This is a genomic window from Saccharomonospora azurea NA-128, assembly GCF_000231055.2.
GTDB classification, from domain to species: Bacteria; Actinomycetota; Actinomycetes; order Mycobacteriales; family Pseudonocardiaceae; genus Saccharomonospora; species Saccharomonospora azurea.
The window spans coordinates 893,360-907,627 of the sequence record NZ_CM001466.1 but is presented as its reverse complement, the minus strand read 5'-3'; the positions used below and the strand labels follow the sequence as shown (position 1 = coordinate 907,627).

General features: G+C 70.9%; 14 protein-coding genes and 2 pseudogenes. 13 read left to right on the top strand and 3 right to left on the bottom strand.

The annotated features are described in order from the left end of the window. Nucleotides 1–278 (bottom strand): annotated as a pseudogene (locus SACAZDRAFT_RS23660) (glycerophosphatase); the annotation flags it as partial. A 136-nt stretch (nt 279–414) separates the two neighbouring features. Here SACAZDRAFT_RS23660 and pafA point away from each other — a divergent pair. From pafA to SACAZDRAFT_RS04020, 8 genes and pseudogenes are all read left to right on the top strand, one after another. Then, the gene (gene pafA / locus SACAZDRAFT_RS04050; protein ID WP_005438954.1) at nt 415–1,773 is read left to right on the top strand and encodes a Pup--protein ligase; all 1,359 of its coding nucleotides are present in this window, start codon (nt 415–417) and stop codon (nt 1,771–1,773) included. 73 nt (nt 1,774–1,846) lie between these two features. Next, nucleotides 1,847–2,852, top strand: a pseudogene (locus SACAZDRAFT_RS22320) (helix-turn-helix transcriptional regulator). Beyond that, the gene (locus SACAZDRAFT_RS04045; protein ID WP_040927904.1) at nt 2,849–3,829 is read left to right on the top strand and encodes a helix-turn-helix transcriptional regulator; all 981 of its coding nucleotides are present in this window, start codon (nt 2,849–2,851) and stop codon (nt 3,827–3,829) included. Before SACAZDRAFT_RS22320 ends, SACAZDRAFT_RS04045 begins: the two are co-directional and overlap by 4 nt. A 9-nt stretch (nt 3,830–3,838) precedes the next feature. After that, nucleotides 3,839–4,039, top strand: a complete 201-nt coding sequence (locus SACAZDRAFT_RS04040; protein ID WP_005438951.1) for a bacteriophage holin — start codon at nt 3,839–3,841, stop codon at nt 4,037–4,039. Between the two features lie 55 nt (nt 4,040–4,094). Further along, nucleotides 4,095–4,481: a Sec-independent protein translocase subunit TatA gene (gene tatA, locus SACAZDRAFT_RS04035; RefSeq protein WP_005438950.1), complete on the top strand. Its 387-nt coding sequence runs from the start codon at nt 4,095–4,097 to the stop codon at nt 4,479–4,481. 58 nt (nt 4,482–4,539) lie between these two features. Next, on the top strand, nt 4,540–5,478 hold the full coding sequence (tatC, locus tag SACAZDRAFT_RS04030; RefSeq protein ID WP_005438949.1) for a twin-arginine translocase subunit TatC: 939 nt from the start codon (nt 4,540–4,542) through the stop codon (nt 5,476–5,478). A gap of 3 nt (nt 5,479–5,481) precedes the next feature. Then, the gene (locus SACAZDRAFT_RS04025; protein ID WP_005438948.1) at nt 5,482–6,381 is read left to right on the top strand and encodes a diacylglycerol/lipid kinase family protein; all 900 of its coding nucleotides are present in this window, start codon (nt 5,482–5,484) and stop codon (nt 6,379–6,381) included. 111 nt (nt 6,382–6,492) lie between these two features. After that, complete coding sequence (locus SACAZDRAFT_RS04020; protein WP_005438946.1) at nt 6,493–6,969, top strand: SRPBCC family protein; 477 nt, start codon at nt 6,493–6,495, stop codon at nt 6,967–6,969. On the opposite strand, the gene SACAZDRAFT_RS04015 is transcribed toward SACAZDRAFT_RS04020, so the two are convergent. Then, complete coding sequence (locus tag SACAZDRAFT_RS04015) at nt 6,958–7,332, bottom strand: MmcQ/YjbR family DNA-binding protein (protein ID WP_005438944.1); 375 nt, start codon at nt 7,330–7,332, stop codon at nt 6,958–6,960. The two genes, SACAZDRAFT_RS04020 and SACAZDRAFT_RS04015, sit on opposite strands and share 12 nt — an antisense overlap. A gap of 135 nt (nt 7,333–7,467) precedes the next feature. Between SACAZDRAFT_RS04015 and SACAZDRAFT_RS04010 the strand changes: the two genes are divergently transcribed. From SACAZDRAFT_RS04010 to SACAZDRAFT_RS03995, 4 genes are all read left to right on the top strand, one after another. Beyond that, nucleotides 7,468–10,224 carry a DEAD/DEAH box helicase gene (locus tag SACAZDRAFT_RS04010; protein WP_005438943.1) on the top strand — a complete coding sequence of 919 codons (2,757 nt, stop codon included), beginning with the start codon at nt 7,468–7,470 and terminating at the stop codon, nt 10,222–10,224. A 138-nt stretch (nt 10,225–10,362) separates the two neighbouring features. Continuing rightward, on the top strand, nt 10,363–11,037 hold the full coding sequence (locus SACAZDRAFT_RS04005) for a DUF4333 domain-containing protein (RefSeq protein WP_005438941.1): 675 nt from the start codon (nt 10,363–10,365) through the stop codon (nt 11,035–11,037). A 46-nt stretch (nt 11,038–11,083) separates the two neighbouring features. Then, complete coding sequence (locus SACAZDRAFT_RS04000; RefSeq protein ID WP_005438938.1) at nt 11,084–12,280, top strand: GNAT family N-acetyltransferase; 1,197 nt, start codon at nt 11,084–11,086, stop codon at nt 12,278–12,280. Between the two features lie 39 nt (nt 12,281–12,319). Next, nucleotides 12,320–12,769 (top strand): DUF4333 domain-containing protein, encoded by a 450-nt coding sequence (locus SACAZDRAFT_RS03995; protein ID WP_005438937.1) that lies wholly within the window; start codon nt 12,320–12,322, stop codon nt 12,767–12,769. 31 nt (nt 12,770–12,800) lie between these two features. On the opposite strand, the gene SACAZDRAFT_RS03990 is transcribed toward SACAZDRAFT_RS03995, so the two are convergent. Further along, a complete protein-coding gene (locus tag SACAZDRAFT_RS03990) occupies nt 12,801–13,742 on the bottom strand; it encodes a 5'-3' exonuclease (RefSeq protein ID WP_005438935.1) in 942 nt (313 codons plus the stop codon). A gap of 71 nt (nt 13,743–13,813) precedes the next feature. Between SACAZDRAFT_RS03990 and SACAZDRAFT_RS03985 the strand changes: the two genes are divergently transcribed. Further along, nucleotides 13,814–14,268, top strand: a 455-nt coding sequence (locus SACAZDRAFT_RS03985) for an aminopeptidase P family N-terminal domain-containing protein (protein WP_005438933.1), incomplete at its 3' end; no start/stop codon positions are given.

The window sequence follows — 14,268 nt, the reverse complement described above, 5'->3', positions numbered from 1 at the left end:
GACGACGACGTGGGCCGGCGGTGCAGGCGACGCAACTCGGGAACGACCTCGGCGGCGGGGCGTCGTCGGGGCAGGAGGGGTTTGCCGACGAGGTTCGCGGCGGCGCTCGCGCCCGCGAGAGCGACCAGGCCCCGGAGCGCCGCCCGTCGGGTGGGCCCCTTCCGGGTGGCGAGCCCCGCGGCGATGGTCCACCAGAGTCGCCCCTTGTCCGCGGAGCGGCTGAGCCTCGTCAGTGCCGGGTCCAGCCGGGTCTGCGGGAGGGCCGCGCTGTAGCGCATGGCGAGGCGATCCGCTGTGGTCACGTGGCGCAACCGGCGCGCCAGGCGGGTGATGACGGCGTCGATGATTAGGCCACCCCGGTCTTGAACGGTTTTCGTTCACCGTACCGTGGCCAAAAGCGCCTACCCTTGAGGAATGCAGCGGCGGATCTTTGGGATCGAAACCGAGTTCGGGGTGACCTGCACCTTCCACGGTCAGCGAAGGTTGTCGCCCGACGAAGTGGCGCGCTACCTGTTCCGGAGGGTCGTCTCGTGGGGACGCTCCTCCAACGTCTTCCTGTCCAACGGCTCCCGGCTGTACCTCGACGTGGGGTCGCATCCGGAGTACGCCACCGCCGAGTGCGACGACCTCACACAACTGGTGACGCACGACAAGGCAGGCGAGCGAATCCTGGAGGACCTGCTCGTCGACGCCGAGCGTCGCCTTGCCGACGAGGGGATCGGCGGTGACATCTTCCTCTTCAAGAACAACACCGACTCGGCGGGCAACTCCTACGGCTGCCACGAGAACTACCTCGTGGGACGCGCCGGGGAGTTCTCCCGGGTGGCCGACGTGCTGCTGCCGTTCCTGGTGACGCGACAGCTCATCTGCGGGGCGGGCAAGGTGCTCCAGACGCCGCGGGGTGCGGTGTACTGCCTGTCGCAGCGCGCCGAACACATCTGGGAGGGCGTGTCGAGTGCGACCACCCGGTCGCGGCCGATCATCAACACCCGCGACGAGCCGCACGCCGACGCCGAGCGCTACCGCCGACTGCACGTCATCGTGGGTGACTCGAACATGGCCGAGCCGACGACGCTGCTGAAGGTCGGGTCGGTCGATCTGGTGCTGCAGATGATCGAGGAGGGTGTCCAGTTCCGCGACTTCACGCTGGACAACCCCATCAGGGCGATCCGGGAGATCAGCCACGACCTGACGGGACGGCGTCAGGTGCGGCTGGCCGGCGGCCGGGAGGCCTCGGCGCTGGAGATCCAGCGCGAGTACTACGCCAGGGCGGTCCAGCACGTGGAGACGAGCGGTGCCTCACCGACGGCTCAGCAGGTGATCGATCTGTGGGGCCGGGCTCTCGACGCGGTCGAGCAGCAGGACTTCTCCGGCATCGACACCGAGGTCGACTGGGCGATCAAGCACCGGCTCGTGGAGCGCTACCGCAGCAAGCACGACCTGATGCTGTCCGACCCGCGGATCGCGCAACTGGACCTGGCCTACCACGACATCCGCCGTGGCCGGGGCGTGTTCGACCTCCTGCAGCGCAAGGGCTTGGTGCGGCGCATCACCGACGACGGCGAGATCGAACTGGCCAAGGACACCCCACCGCAGACCACACGGGCGAAGCTGCGGGGTGACTTCATCGCCGCGGCGCAGCAGGCGGGACGCGACTTCACCGTCGACTGGGTGCACCTGAAGCTGAACGACCAGGCGCAGCGGACGGTCCTGTGCAAGGACCCGTTCCGTTCGGTGGACGAGCGCGTCGAACGGCTGATCAGCTCGCTGTGAGCGGCCCCGGCGGCCGGATCCGAAGCATCAGGCCTGCGCAGGCCTGATGCCGGGTGGGCGATAGGGTGACGAGGTGTCCACCGCCCGCGCCGAGCGCCTGGTGAACCTGGTGCTCGCCCTCCTGTCCACTCGGCAATACCTCACGGCCGAGCGGATCCGCGGCATCGTGCCCGGCTACGTCGACGCCACCAGCGACGAGGCTTTCGCGCGCATGTTCGAGCGCGACAAGGCGGAGCTGCGCGACCTGGGGATCCCGCTGGAGACCGGGCGCAGCTCGGCGTTCGATCCGGTGGAGGGCTACCGCATCGCGCGCCGGGACTACGAGCTCGGCGACATCGACCTGGCTCCCGACGAGGCCGCGGCGGTCGCGCTCGCGGTGCGGCTGTGGGATTCGCCGGAACTGACCGGCCAGGCCCAGGGCGCGCTGGTGAAGCTGCGCGCGGCCGGGGTGGAGGTCGACGAGAACGCGGCGACTCCCGTGGAGCCCCGAGTGCACGCCGAACCGGCGTTCGGCCCGCTGCTGTCGGCCGTGCAGCAGGGGCGGGTGGTGAAGTTCGACTACCGGCGTTCGTCCTCGCCCGAGCGGCGACCGCGCACCGTGGAGCCGTGGGGCGTGGTCTCGTGGCGCGCGCGGTGGTACCTGGTCGGCCACGACCGTGATCGGAACGCGCCGCGGTGCTTCCGGCTGTCGCGCATCACCGGGCCCGTACGGGCGTTGGGGCGCGCCGGTGCCGTCACCCGGCCCGCGGACGTGAACCTGCTGGAGTTCGTCGCGGGCGCCGGTGGTGGCGAGCGGGATCCGCAGCCGGCGCTGCGGGCGCGCCTGTGGCTGGCCGCGGGCGCGCCTGTGGCTGGCCGAAGGCCGCGCCGCGGGGATCCGTCGGCGCGCCAGGCTGGTCGGGCGCCGCACGGTCGCCGACATCGACGGCGACGTGGTGGACATCGACCTGTGGAACCAGGAGAGCGCCGCCGACTGGATCGCCGGTTACGGCCCCGACGCGCTGGTGCTCGAACCGGACGTGTTGGCCAAGGCGGTCGCCGACCGCTGGGAACGAGTGGTGCAGGAGGAATCGCGGTGAGCGGATCGGGGGATCGGCTGCCCAGGCTGCTCGCGCTCGTGCCGTACCTGCTCGCCCGGCCGGGCATCCGGATCGACGAGGCGGCCCGCGACTTCGACGTCACGCCCCGGCAGCTCCGTAAGGACCTGGAACTGCTGTGGATGTGCGGGTTGCCCGGTTACGGCCCCGGCGACCTGATCGACCTGTCCTTCGACGGCGACACGGTCTCGGTGACCTACGACGCGGGCATGCGCCGACCGCTCCGGCTGACCGGGGCGGAGGCCAGCGCGTTGCTGATCGCGTTGCGCGCGCTCGCCGAGACGCCCGGCGTGGTCGACGCCGATGCCGTGCACCGAGCCATCTCTAAGATCGAGGCCGCGTCGGGGGACGCCCGCCCGTCCGGAGTGGTCGTGGGCCACGGCACGCGGGAGGCCGCGGCGACGGCGCAGACCCGCGAGACGCTGCGGGAGGCGCTGCAGCGCGGTCGCGCGTTGTGGCTCCGCTACTACAGCGCGTCCAAGGACGTCGTCACAGAACGCACCGTGGACCCGATGCGGCTGCTGATCGTGCAGGGCGTGAGCTACCTGGAGGCGTGGTGCCGCCGGGCGGAGTCGGTGCGCCTGTTCCGGCTCGACCGGATCGACGAGCTGACCGTGCTCGACGAGCCGTCGGCGCCGCCGGAGAGCGCGACGCCGAAGGACCTGTCCGACGGCGTCTTCCCCCAGCGGCCCGGATATCCGGAGGCCGTGCTGGTCCTCGCACCCGAGGCGAGGTGGGTGGCCGAGTACTACCAGTGCGAGGAGCTCGCCGAGCTCGACGGCGGACGCCTGCGCGTGCGGCTGCGCTACGGCGACGAATCGTGGCTGGTCCGGCTGGTGCTGCGGCACGGCGGTGAGGTGACCGTCGAGGAACCGGAGTGGGCGGCGGAGGCAGTGCGTCAGCGGGCGGCCGAGGCGTTGGCACGCACTCGTCATCTCGCCGCAACCTCGGCTGGCTAGGGTGGGACCGTGTTGTATGTCGTGAGTGCCGTGCTGGTCGTGGTCGCGCTGTCCGCAGTGGGAATCGTGGCCTTTCGCGTCATCCGGCTCTTGCGTGGTTACCGTGCGACGGCCAGCATGGTGTCGGCTCGCACGAGTGATCGGATCGGGTTGCTGCGGGCTCGGTCCGCTGCGGTTCGCGTCGCGGTCCGCGAGCGTCGTCGGCACTGACGCGACACCGCCGCAGCACAGTACGATCGATCTGAACGAGTAAGGAGGCCAGGCGATGAATGCGTTGCAGCCGTGGCATTTGATCATTCTGGTGCTTGTCGTGGTCCTGCTGTTCGGCGCGAAGCGCCTGCCCGACGCGGCCAGGTCGATCGGCAAGTCCATGAAGATCTTCAAGGCTGAGACCAAGGACATGCGTGCCTCGGGTGAGACCTCCGACCCGGCAGCCGCCGGTACGGCCACCGGTGCGCAGCCCGCGTCGACGGTCGCCGAATCCGACACCCGTCAGTTGCCGCAGTCGACACCCACTGTGCCCACTGCGCCCACCACACCGGCCGCCGACCCCGCTGCGGCGACGGCTCAGCAGGTCGAGCAGCTCCAGCGTCAGCTCGACGAGCTGAAGCGTCAGCAGGCCGCGGAGCAGGCTCAGCGGAACGCGGGCTGACGCCTGCCGCCCGCTGAGGGCCGATTCGTCAACACAGGGATGGGAACGGACACGGTTCGTGGCGGACTCCTCGAACAACCGCGCCAAGCGGCGTAAGCGCAGCCGTCGGCACAATCCCGACGGCACCATGACGCTGATCGAGCACATTTACGAGTTCCGTCGGCGGCTCGGTTTCGCGCTGCTCGCGCTGGTCGCAGGCGGCGTCCTGGGCTTCCTCTGGTTCTCCAACCGGGTCGGCCCCATCCCGTCGCTCGGAGACATCGTCACGGGCCCGTACTGTGCGATCCCACCCGAGCACCGGTTCCCGAAGGAACCGCCGTGCCGGCTGTTGCAGACCGTGCCGTTCGAGGCCTTCATGATCCAGTTGAAGGTGGGCCTCACGGCCGGTGCGGTGTTGTTCGCTCCGGTGTGGCTCTACCAGCTGTGGGCGTTCATCGCTCCCGGGCTGTACACCAAGGAGCGCAAGTACGCGCTCACGTTCGTCGGCTTCGCCAGCATGCTGTTCGCTGCGGGAGCGGTGCTGGCCTACGCGATGGTCCCGTTCGCGCTGGAGATCCTGGTCAACTTCGGTGGCGGCGCGTTCGACACCTGGTTCACCGGTGACAAGTACGTCTCGTTCGTGCTGTCGTTGCTGCTGATCTTCGGGGTCAGTTTCGAGGTGCCGCTGCTGGTGATCATGCTGAACCGGGTCGGCGTGGTGTCGTACGCCCAGCTCAGCAAGTGGCGCCGGGGGCTGATCTTCCTTGCCTTCGTCTTCGCGGCGTTCGTGACCCCGGCCGACCCGTTCTCCATGCTCGCGCTGGCGGGTGCGTTGACCCTGCTGCTGGAGTTCGCCTTCCAGATCACCCGCATCCACGACAGGCGCAAACACCGTCGCGAGAGCCAGAACGAGCAGCTGGCGGACGACGAGGCGGCTCCGTTCCACTACACGCCGAGCCGGATCGACGACCCACCGGCCGCCGACGGGACCGCGTCGCGCACCGAGGACGTCACCTGACAGATGGGGCGGCGGGTGGCGTTGGCCGTGCACCCCGATTCGGGGCAGGGCGCGGCCGCTCGAATGGCGGGCACGGTGGCGGAACGGTTGCGCGCCGAGGCCGACCGGCTCGCTTTGATCACCGCGAGCTCGGCCGAGGAGTTCCGGCAGCGGGTGTCCGAATGCCGGGCGTCGGGTCTCGACGCGCTGGTCGTGGTCGGTGGTGACGGTGCGGCACATCAGGCCGTGCAGTGCTGCGCCGAGACCGAGGTCGCCGTCGGTCTGGTGCCCTCCGGCACGGGCAACGACTTCGCACGCGCTCTGGGGATCCCGCAGCATCCACTCGTCGCCCTCGACGCCCTCGTGTCGGCTCTGCGGCATGATCGTCGGCGCCGGGTGGACCTCGGTCGGGTCGACGACGCCATGAGCGGGGCCCGGTGGTTCGGCACCGTGCTCTGTACGGGGTTCGACGCCGCGGTCAACGCGCGCGCCAACAGCATGCGCCGGCCTCGCGGCCCCCGTCGCTACGACATGGCGGTGGTGCGCGAACTGGTGTCACTGCGGCCGCGGCCGGTGGTGGTCGACACGGACGCCGGACGCCTGACGGTCGAGGCGACACTGGTGGCGGTGGGCAACACCGCCTACTACGGCGGTGGTATTCCGATCTGTCCCGCAGCGACCTGCGACGACGGGATGTTCGACGTCACGGTGGTCGGTCCGGTGAGCCGGCTCAGTCTCGCCCGGATCCTGCCGAGGCTGCGCAGCGGCACGCACGTGGACCACCCGGCCGTGCACACGGTGCGCGCGTCGCGAGTCCGGCTGGAGGGATCCGCCGACTGGCCGGTGTTTGCCGACGGCGATCCGGTGGGAACGCTTCCGGTGCGACTGACGTGCGTGCCCGGCGCGCTGTCGGTGCTGGGCTGAGCGGAGCACGACCCCGAGCCGGGTGAGCGCCGCGTTCGCGGGCCCGACTCGCCGCCGGGGACGCCAGGGTGGCGGAGCTCGACGTCGAGACCGACACCACCAGGAGGCACCATGACCACGAAGACCCGTGACACCCGGATCGAGGCTGTCGCCGACCTGCCGTCCATTCGGATCGTGCGCGACTTCGACGCCCCGCCCGAGCGCGTGTTCCGCGCCTGGACGGATCCCGATCTGGCCGCTCGGTGGCTCGGGCCGAAGGACCTCCGTATGCACATCGAGACGTGGGACGCCCGCACCGGCGGCGGCTACCACTACACGATGTGGCGCGGAGAGGAGCAGGTGGCCGAGTTCTACGGGTCGTTCCACGAGGTGCGCGTGCCCAGCCGCCTCGTGCAGACGTTCTGCTACACCGGCTGGCCGGACTCGGTGAGCCTGGAGATCAACACGTTCGACGACCTCGGTGGCCGGACTCGGGTGACGAACCTGTCGCTGCACGACTCGTTCCGGGTGCGGGACGCCGTGCTGTCCAGCGGAATGGAGACCGGCGTGACCGAGGGGTACGCGACGCTCGACGAGCTACTGCGCTGACGAATCGCCGAGGCGGGCGCGCCGGTGTTTCGGAAGGCCCGCGACCACCAGGTCGTAGGACTCGCGCACGAGGTCGACCACCAGGTCGTCGGGGAGCGAGCCGTCGAGCACCACGGTGTTCCAGTGCCGCTTGTTCAGGTGGTAGCCGGCCGTGACCGCGGGGTAGGTGTCGCGCAGGAAGAGCGAGTGCTCCGGATCGCACTTGAGGCTGACCGCCGGCGGTCGTCCATCCAGATCGGACAACGCGAACATCTTCTCCGCCACGAAGAACACGCTGAGTCCCGGCGCGAACGGGAAGCGTTCCACGCTGCTCGGCAACGACAGGCACAGTGACCGCAACCGCTCGGCCGTCCAGGCACTCATGGTGTCGCAGCGTAGTCGTCGGGTCCGACGGAGTCGGCGTGGCGCGGGCGGCGCCGTCGTGCCGGGTCGTGTGCCGGACGGGCGACCGGCCCCGCCCCGTGCACGCGCACGGTCGAGTGTGAAACCCTGACGATCGTGGACTCCTCCACTTCGACTCCCAGCCCCGCCGAGGCGTATGCCGCGGCCCGGCGACGTGGCCAGTATCCCCAGCTCGCGCGGTTCGCCGCCGACGTGGGCTTCACCTTCGACGACTTCCAGGTGCGGGGCTGCGAAGCCCTCGAGGACGGACACGGCGTGCTCGTGTGCGCTCCGACCGGCGCCGGCAAGACGATCGTCGGCGAGTTCGCGGTGCACCTGGCGCTGGCCGAGGGGCGCAAGTGCTTCTACACGACGCCCATCAAGGCGTTGTCGAACCAGAAGTACGGCGACCTCGTCGAGCGGTACGGCCCGGACACCGTGGGCCTGCTCACGGGCGACACCTCCATCAACGGCGGCGCGCAGATCGTGGTGATGACCACCGAGGTCCTGCGGAACATGCTGTACGCGGAGTCGTCCGCGCTCGACGACCTCGGCTACGTCGTGATGGACGAGGTGCACTACCTCGCCGACCGCTTCCGCGGCGCGGTGTGGGAGGAGGTCATCCTCCACCTGCCGTCCTACGTGCGCGTGGTGGGCCTGTCGGCCACGGTCAGCAACGCCGAGGAGTTCGGCGAGTGGCTGGTGGAGGTGCGCGGCGACACCACGGTGGTGGTCGACGAGCACCGTCCGGTGCCGCTGTGGCAGCACATGCTCGTCGGCGGTCGACTGTTCGACCTGTTCGCCGGTGAGGCCGTCGACAGCGGTGAGGCGAAGCTGAATCCCCACCTGCTGCGCCGTGTCGAGGACACCGCGCGCATGCACGCGCCAGCCGCGTTCCGAGGCCGGGGGCGCCGCGGTGGGCCGTTCCGCGGACCGCGTTACCGGCCCCCGGCCCGCCCCGAGATCGTCGAGCGGCTGGACTCCGCCGGTCTGCTGCCCGCCATCGTCTTCATCTTCTCCCGCGCCGGATGCGACGCCGCGGTCACCCAGTGCGTGCGCAGCGGGTTGCGGTTGAACACCCCCGAGGAGGTCGAGCAGGTTCGTCGCATCGTCGACGAGCGCACCGCGGACCTGCCGCAGAACGACCTCGCCGTCCTGGGCTACTGGGAGTGGCGTGAGGCGCTGGAACAGGGCGTGGCCGCCCACCACGCGGGTCTGCTGCCCGCTTTCAAGGAGACCGTGGAGGAACTCTTCGTCCGCGGGCTCGTGAAGGTCGTGTTCGCGACCGAGACGCTCGCGCTCGGCATCAACATGCCCGCGCGCACCGTCGTGTTGGAACGGCTGGTCAAGTACAACGGCGAGGCCCACGTCGACCTGACGCCCGGGGAGTACACGCAGCTCACCGGCCGTGCGGGACGACGCGGGATCGACGTCGAGGGACACGCCGTGGTGGTGTGGCAGCCGGGAGTGGACCCGAGGCAGGTCGCCGGGCTGGCCTCCACCCGCACGTACCCGCTGCGGTCGTCGTTCCGGCCCGGCTACAACATGGCCGTGAACCTCGTCGGCCGGTTCGGCTCCGACAAGGCCCGCGAGCTGCTGGAGCAGTCGTTCGCCCAGTTCCAGGCGGACCGGTCGGTGGTGGGCCTGTCGCGGCGCATCGACCGCAACGAGGAGGCGCTGCGCGGCTACGCCGACGCGGTGACCGGCGACCTCGACGAGCTGCGCTCCTACCTGGCGCTGCGCAAGCGGGTCTCCGACCGGGAGAAGACCCTCGCCCGGCAGAACACGAGCAACCGCCGTGCACAGACGGCGCGGTCGCTGGAGCAGCTGCGCAAGGGCGATGTCATCGCGGTGCCGCAGGGCCGCCGGGCCGGGCTGGCCGTGGTGATCGACCCGGGCGTGGACCAGTTCGACGAGCCCAGGCCGGTGGTCGTCACCGAGGACCGCTGGTCGGGTGCGTTGTCGCTGTCGGACTTCCCCGCGCCGGTGGAACCGCTGGGCCGGCTGAAGCTGCCCAAGCACGTCGAGCTGCGTTCCCCCAAGACGCGGCGCGACGTCGCCTCGTCCCTGCGCAACCTGAACATCCGCCCACCGCGCCGGCAGAAGTGGCGCTCGGACGCCCACTCGGACGCCGAGCTGAGCGAGCTGCGGAGGGAGCTGCGCTCCCACCCCGTGCACGGGATGGCCGACCGCGAGGCCAACCTGCGGTGGGTCGAGCGGTATCAACGTCTGGAGGCCGAGACCGAGCAGCTCAAGCGGAAGGTGGCGGCGACGACCCACTCGCTGGCCCGGGCTTTCGACCGGATCCGCAGGCTGCTGTCCGAACGCGGCTACCTCGACTCCGACGGCGACGCGGTCACCGAGCACGGCCAGTTGCTCGCACGCCTCTACAGCGAGTCCGACCTGCTGGCCGCGGAGTGCATCCGCCAGCGGCTGTGGCACAGGCTCGCGCCCGCCGAGCTGGCCGCCGTGGTGTCGACCCTCGTGTACGAGGCGCGGCGCGACTCCGCCGCCGAGGCGAAACTGCCGTCGGGCCCGGTGTCCGAGGCGTGGCAGGAGACCGTGCGGGTGTGGACCGACCTGGTGGACGACGAGCGCAGGCACCGCCTCGATCGCACCCGCGAACCCGACGCCGGGTTCGCCTGGCCGGTCTACCGGTGGGCGCGTGGTGAGGCGTTGGAGAAGGTCCTCACGGCGGCCGAGGTCAACGGACAGGAACTCTCGGCCGGTGACTTCGTGCGCTGGTCACGTCAGGTCGTGGACCTGCTCGACCAGATCAGGGACGTGCTGGGCAAGGAACATCCCGTGGGCGGCGCCGCAGGCAAGGCGTCTCGGCTGCTCCGGCGTGGTGTGGTCGCCGCGGGCGAGGTGTAGCGATGCACCGGCGGAAGCTCCGGGCGGCCGTGTTCGGCGCGTGATGGGTGTGATTGGATCGAACGCGGCGGGAGTGTCGGGGGAGACCCGCCGCGACAGTGCGACGTCCATGGCTGTGATACGCGGAAGGGCAACACGATGAGCGCGCCGTACGGAGGGAACAACCCCGCGCAGTGGGGTCAGCAACCGCACGCCGATCCCAACTCCGGTGGATTCACTCAGCCTGGCGGGTACGGCCAGCAACCCGGGTACGGCCAGCCCGCCTATGGCGCCCCGCAGAACCCGCAGGCTTCGCAGCCGCAGTACGGCCAGCAGCCCGCACAGCATCCCTACGATCCGGCCAACGCCTACGGCCAGCAGGCGGGGTATCCGCAGCAGCAGGGCCAGTACGGCGGCATGTACGGGCAGGACTACGGCCAGCAGCCGACTCACTATGGCCAGCAACCCCCGCAGCAGCCTGGCCAACCCGGGCAGCCCGGCCAGGGCGGCAAGTCCGGCAAGGGACTGTGGATCGGGATCGTGGCTGCCGTGGTGGTGCTCGGTGCCGCGGCGGTGGTGCTGTTCTGGAAGCCCGGCCTGCTCAACACCACGACCTTCGACGAGCAGAGTGTCGAGCAGTCGGTCCAGCGGCTCGTGCAGGAGAGCTTCGGCATCGAGGCCAGTGACGTGGACTGCCCGGGCGACCAGCCGGTGGAGAAGGGCCACACCTACAGCTGCACCCTCACGGCCGGTGGCGAGCAGCAGAGCGTGAAGATCACCGTCACGAGCGAGGAAGGGCACTACACCGTCGACAAGCCCTCGCCGCAGGGCTGACGAAAAAGCGTTGGACGTCTCCGACCGCGCTGGACAGGATCACTTCATGAACGACGTTGTGGTGCGCTCCCTGGGCGACGACGAGTTTCGCGCGGCGAACGCGCTCTTCTACGGCACGCTGCATGTCACGCCGCCGACCGACGAGCAGTGGGAGCGCGTCCGCGACGTGTACCAGCCCGGTCGCGTGCTCGGAGCGTTCGACCAGCAGCTGATCGGCACCGCCAGGTCCTTCGACGCCGAACTCGTCGTCCCGGGTGGCGCTCGGGTGCCGCTGGCGGCCGTCACCGGGGTCGGGGTCCGTGCCGACCGGACTCGACGTGGCGTGCTGTCCGCGCTGATGCGGCACCAACTCACCGATTTCGCCGACCGCGGGATGGTCGCGGCGTCGCTGTACGCCTCGGAGGGCGAGATCTACGGCCGCTTCGGCTACGGCATCGGTACCCGCTTCCGCGACTGCACGGTGCACCGGCACCGCGCGCGACTGCGCCCGGGCGTGCCGTCGGGCGGGGAGGTCGAGTTGGTGACCTCGATCGACGACATGCGGCGTCGCCTGCCCGAGGTGTACGACCGGCTCCCCCTGCGTCCCGGGATGATGACCCGGGGCGCGCACTGGTGGCCCGGACTGTTCTCCATGCTGCACCGGCAGGGCGGTCCCGTGAGCGCGGTCGTGCACCATGGCCCCGACGGGCCGGACGGGTTCGCCGTCTACACCGTCGACCGCGACGCGGGAACGGGCGGGACGATGCGTCTGCTCGACCTGCACTACGCGGACGCGTCGGCGTTCGCCGGGCTGTGGCGGTTCCTGCTCTCGGTCGACCTGATCCAGGAGATCTCGGCGCGGCACCGCGGTCTGGACGAGCCGTTGGAGTTGCTGTTCACCGATCCGCGGGCGTGTGAGACCAAAGAGGTCCTCGACGAGAGCTGGTTGCGCCTCGTGGACGTCGAGAGTGCGCTCGCCGCACGCCCGTGGCGCGGTGAACCCCTGGTGCTCGACGTCACCGATCCCGTGCTGCCGCGCAACTCGGGGCGGTACCGGGTCGGCTCGGACGGGGTGCGGCGGACCGACGCGACGCCGGACGCCCAGCTCGACGTGGACGTGCTGTCGATGGTCTACACCGGAGCATGGCGCCCGTCGGCCCTGGTGGCCGCGGGAAGGATCACGGTTCGAGAACCCACGACGGCGGACCGTGTCGACGAACTGGTCCTGACCCGATCCGCACCGTGGTGCGGTACGTTCTTCTGACGAAGGACGGATCGGCGTCTCGAGTGTGGAGTGTTCGTCGTGCGTGTGCGCGGTGCTGTGCGAGCCTGGTGCGTCGCGGTGTCGGTGTGCGCGCCTCTGCTCCTCACGGCCTGCGGCGGTGACGGCGCGGACCCGGGCGAGTCACCGTCCGTGAGTTCGGAGGACACGCGGACCTCGTCGCTTCCGGTCTGGACCGCTCCGGAGACGTCGGCGACCTCGGGGGGCTCGGAGACCACAGGGACCTCGGAGACCACGCCGACACCGGTGCCGAAGGCCCTCGACGGCAACGCGGTGGAGAAGGCGGTGCGCTCGGTGCTGACCGGAAGCTACGGCATCAAGGACGTCGAGCGCGTCCGCTGCCCGCAGCGCCCCGCTGTCACGGAGGGCCTCACGTTCGACTGCACCGCCGTCATCGGCGGCGACAGCAAGCGCGTTCCGATCGAGATTCTCGACGACGAGGGCCGCTACGAGGTGGGATTGCCGGTCTAGCGGTCGAGCGGCCCCGTCGCCGTGCGTTCGGTCAGCCCGGCAGTGCGGCGAGCAGCCGGTTCACCGACCCGCCGAGGTTGTAGCGTTCGGCGAGCTCGGCCACGCGGTCCGGATCGGCGGGTGCGGCGGGGACGTGGTCGTCGGCCGACCCCGTCACGGGGGCGTCGGTGGCCACACGCACCACCAGGGGAGCGGCGGCGAGGTAGTCGGCCGCCTCGGCGAGCCGGAGCCGGGTCTTCGGCGGCACGTCGCGGTGGGCGCCGCGGGCGGCGATCAGCAGCCCCTCCAGCGACCCGAACCGCGTGATGAGCTTCGCCGCGGTCTTCTCGCCGATGCCCTGCACCCCGGGCAGGCCGTCGGACGGGTCGCCCCGGAGCATGGACATGTCGGCGTAGGCGGCGCCCGCGTTCTCCACCGGCAGGACGTAGCGGGCCGCGACCTCCTCCGGCCCCAGTACCTCCGCCTTGGCCCAGCCCTTGCCCACGTAGATCACCGAGACGGGGCTCGGCTCGTGTCGCACGAGCTGGAACAGGTCGCGGTCGCCGGTGACCACTTCGACCGGTCGCTCCGACTCGCGCGCCGCCAGGGTGCCGATCACGTCGTCGGCCTCGTAGCCCTCCGCCTCGGCGACCGCGATCCCGACCGCCTCCAGCAGTTCGAGGATGATCGGCACCTGGGGAGTGAGGGTGTCGGGCACGACCTCGGCGTCCGGACCGTCGTCCGACGTCTCCGCGACGCGGTGCGCCTTGTAGCTCGGCAGCGCCTCCACCCGGAAGTCCGGTCGCCAGTCGGCGTCCAGGCACGCCACCAGGCGAGCGGGCCGGCGGTCGGTGAGGACCCGCGCCACGGTGTCCGCGAACCCGCGCACGGCGTTGACGGGCGTGCCGTCCGGTGCGGTCATCGATTCGGGCAGCGCGAAGAACGAACGGAAGTAGAGGCTCGCGGCGTCGAGCAGTACCAACGGGGCGGTCACGCGACAAGCGTGCCACAGCGGGACGGTGCCGGTGCGTGTGCGGGCGCCGTCGCGCCGCTAGGCTCTGCGCCATGTCGCGTCGTTCTCTGCACAACCCCGCCCCCGACGCCGCCACGCTCCGCGCGCGTCTCGACCGCGCCCGCGCTGCCGCGGCGGACGCCGCCACGGACGCTCTGCTCATCGGGCCCGGCTCCGACCTGCGGTACCTCATCGGGCAGGCCGGTGGCTCGTTCGAGCGCCTGTCCGTGCTGCTCGTCCCCGCCACCGACGCCGATCCGGTTCTGGTGCTGCCCGCGTTGGAGGAGCCCGGCTACGCCGACGTGCCGACCGACGAGCTCGGGGTCGATGTCGTGACCTGGGTCGACGGGGAGGACCCGTACCGGATCGTCGCCGACCGGCTCGGCAAGCCGGGGCGGGTCGCGGTGAGCGACACGATGGCGGCCCTGCACGTGCTGCGCCTGCGCGACGCCGTGGCCGACGCGGAGCAGACGCTCGCCGGACCGGTGCTGCGCGACCTGCGCATGTG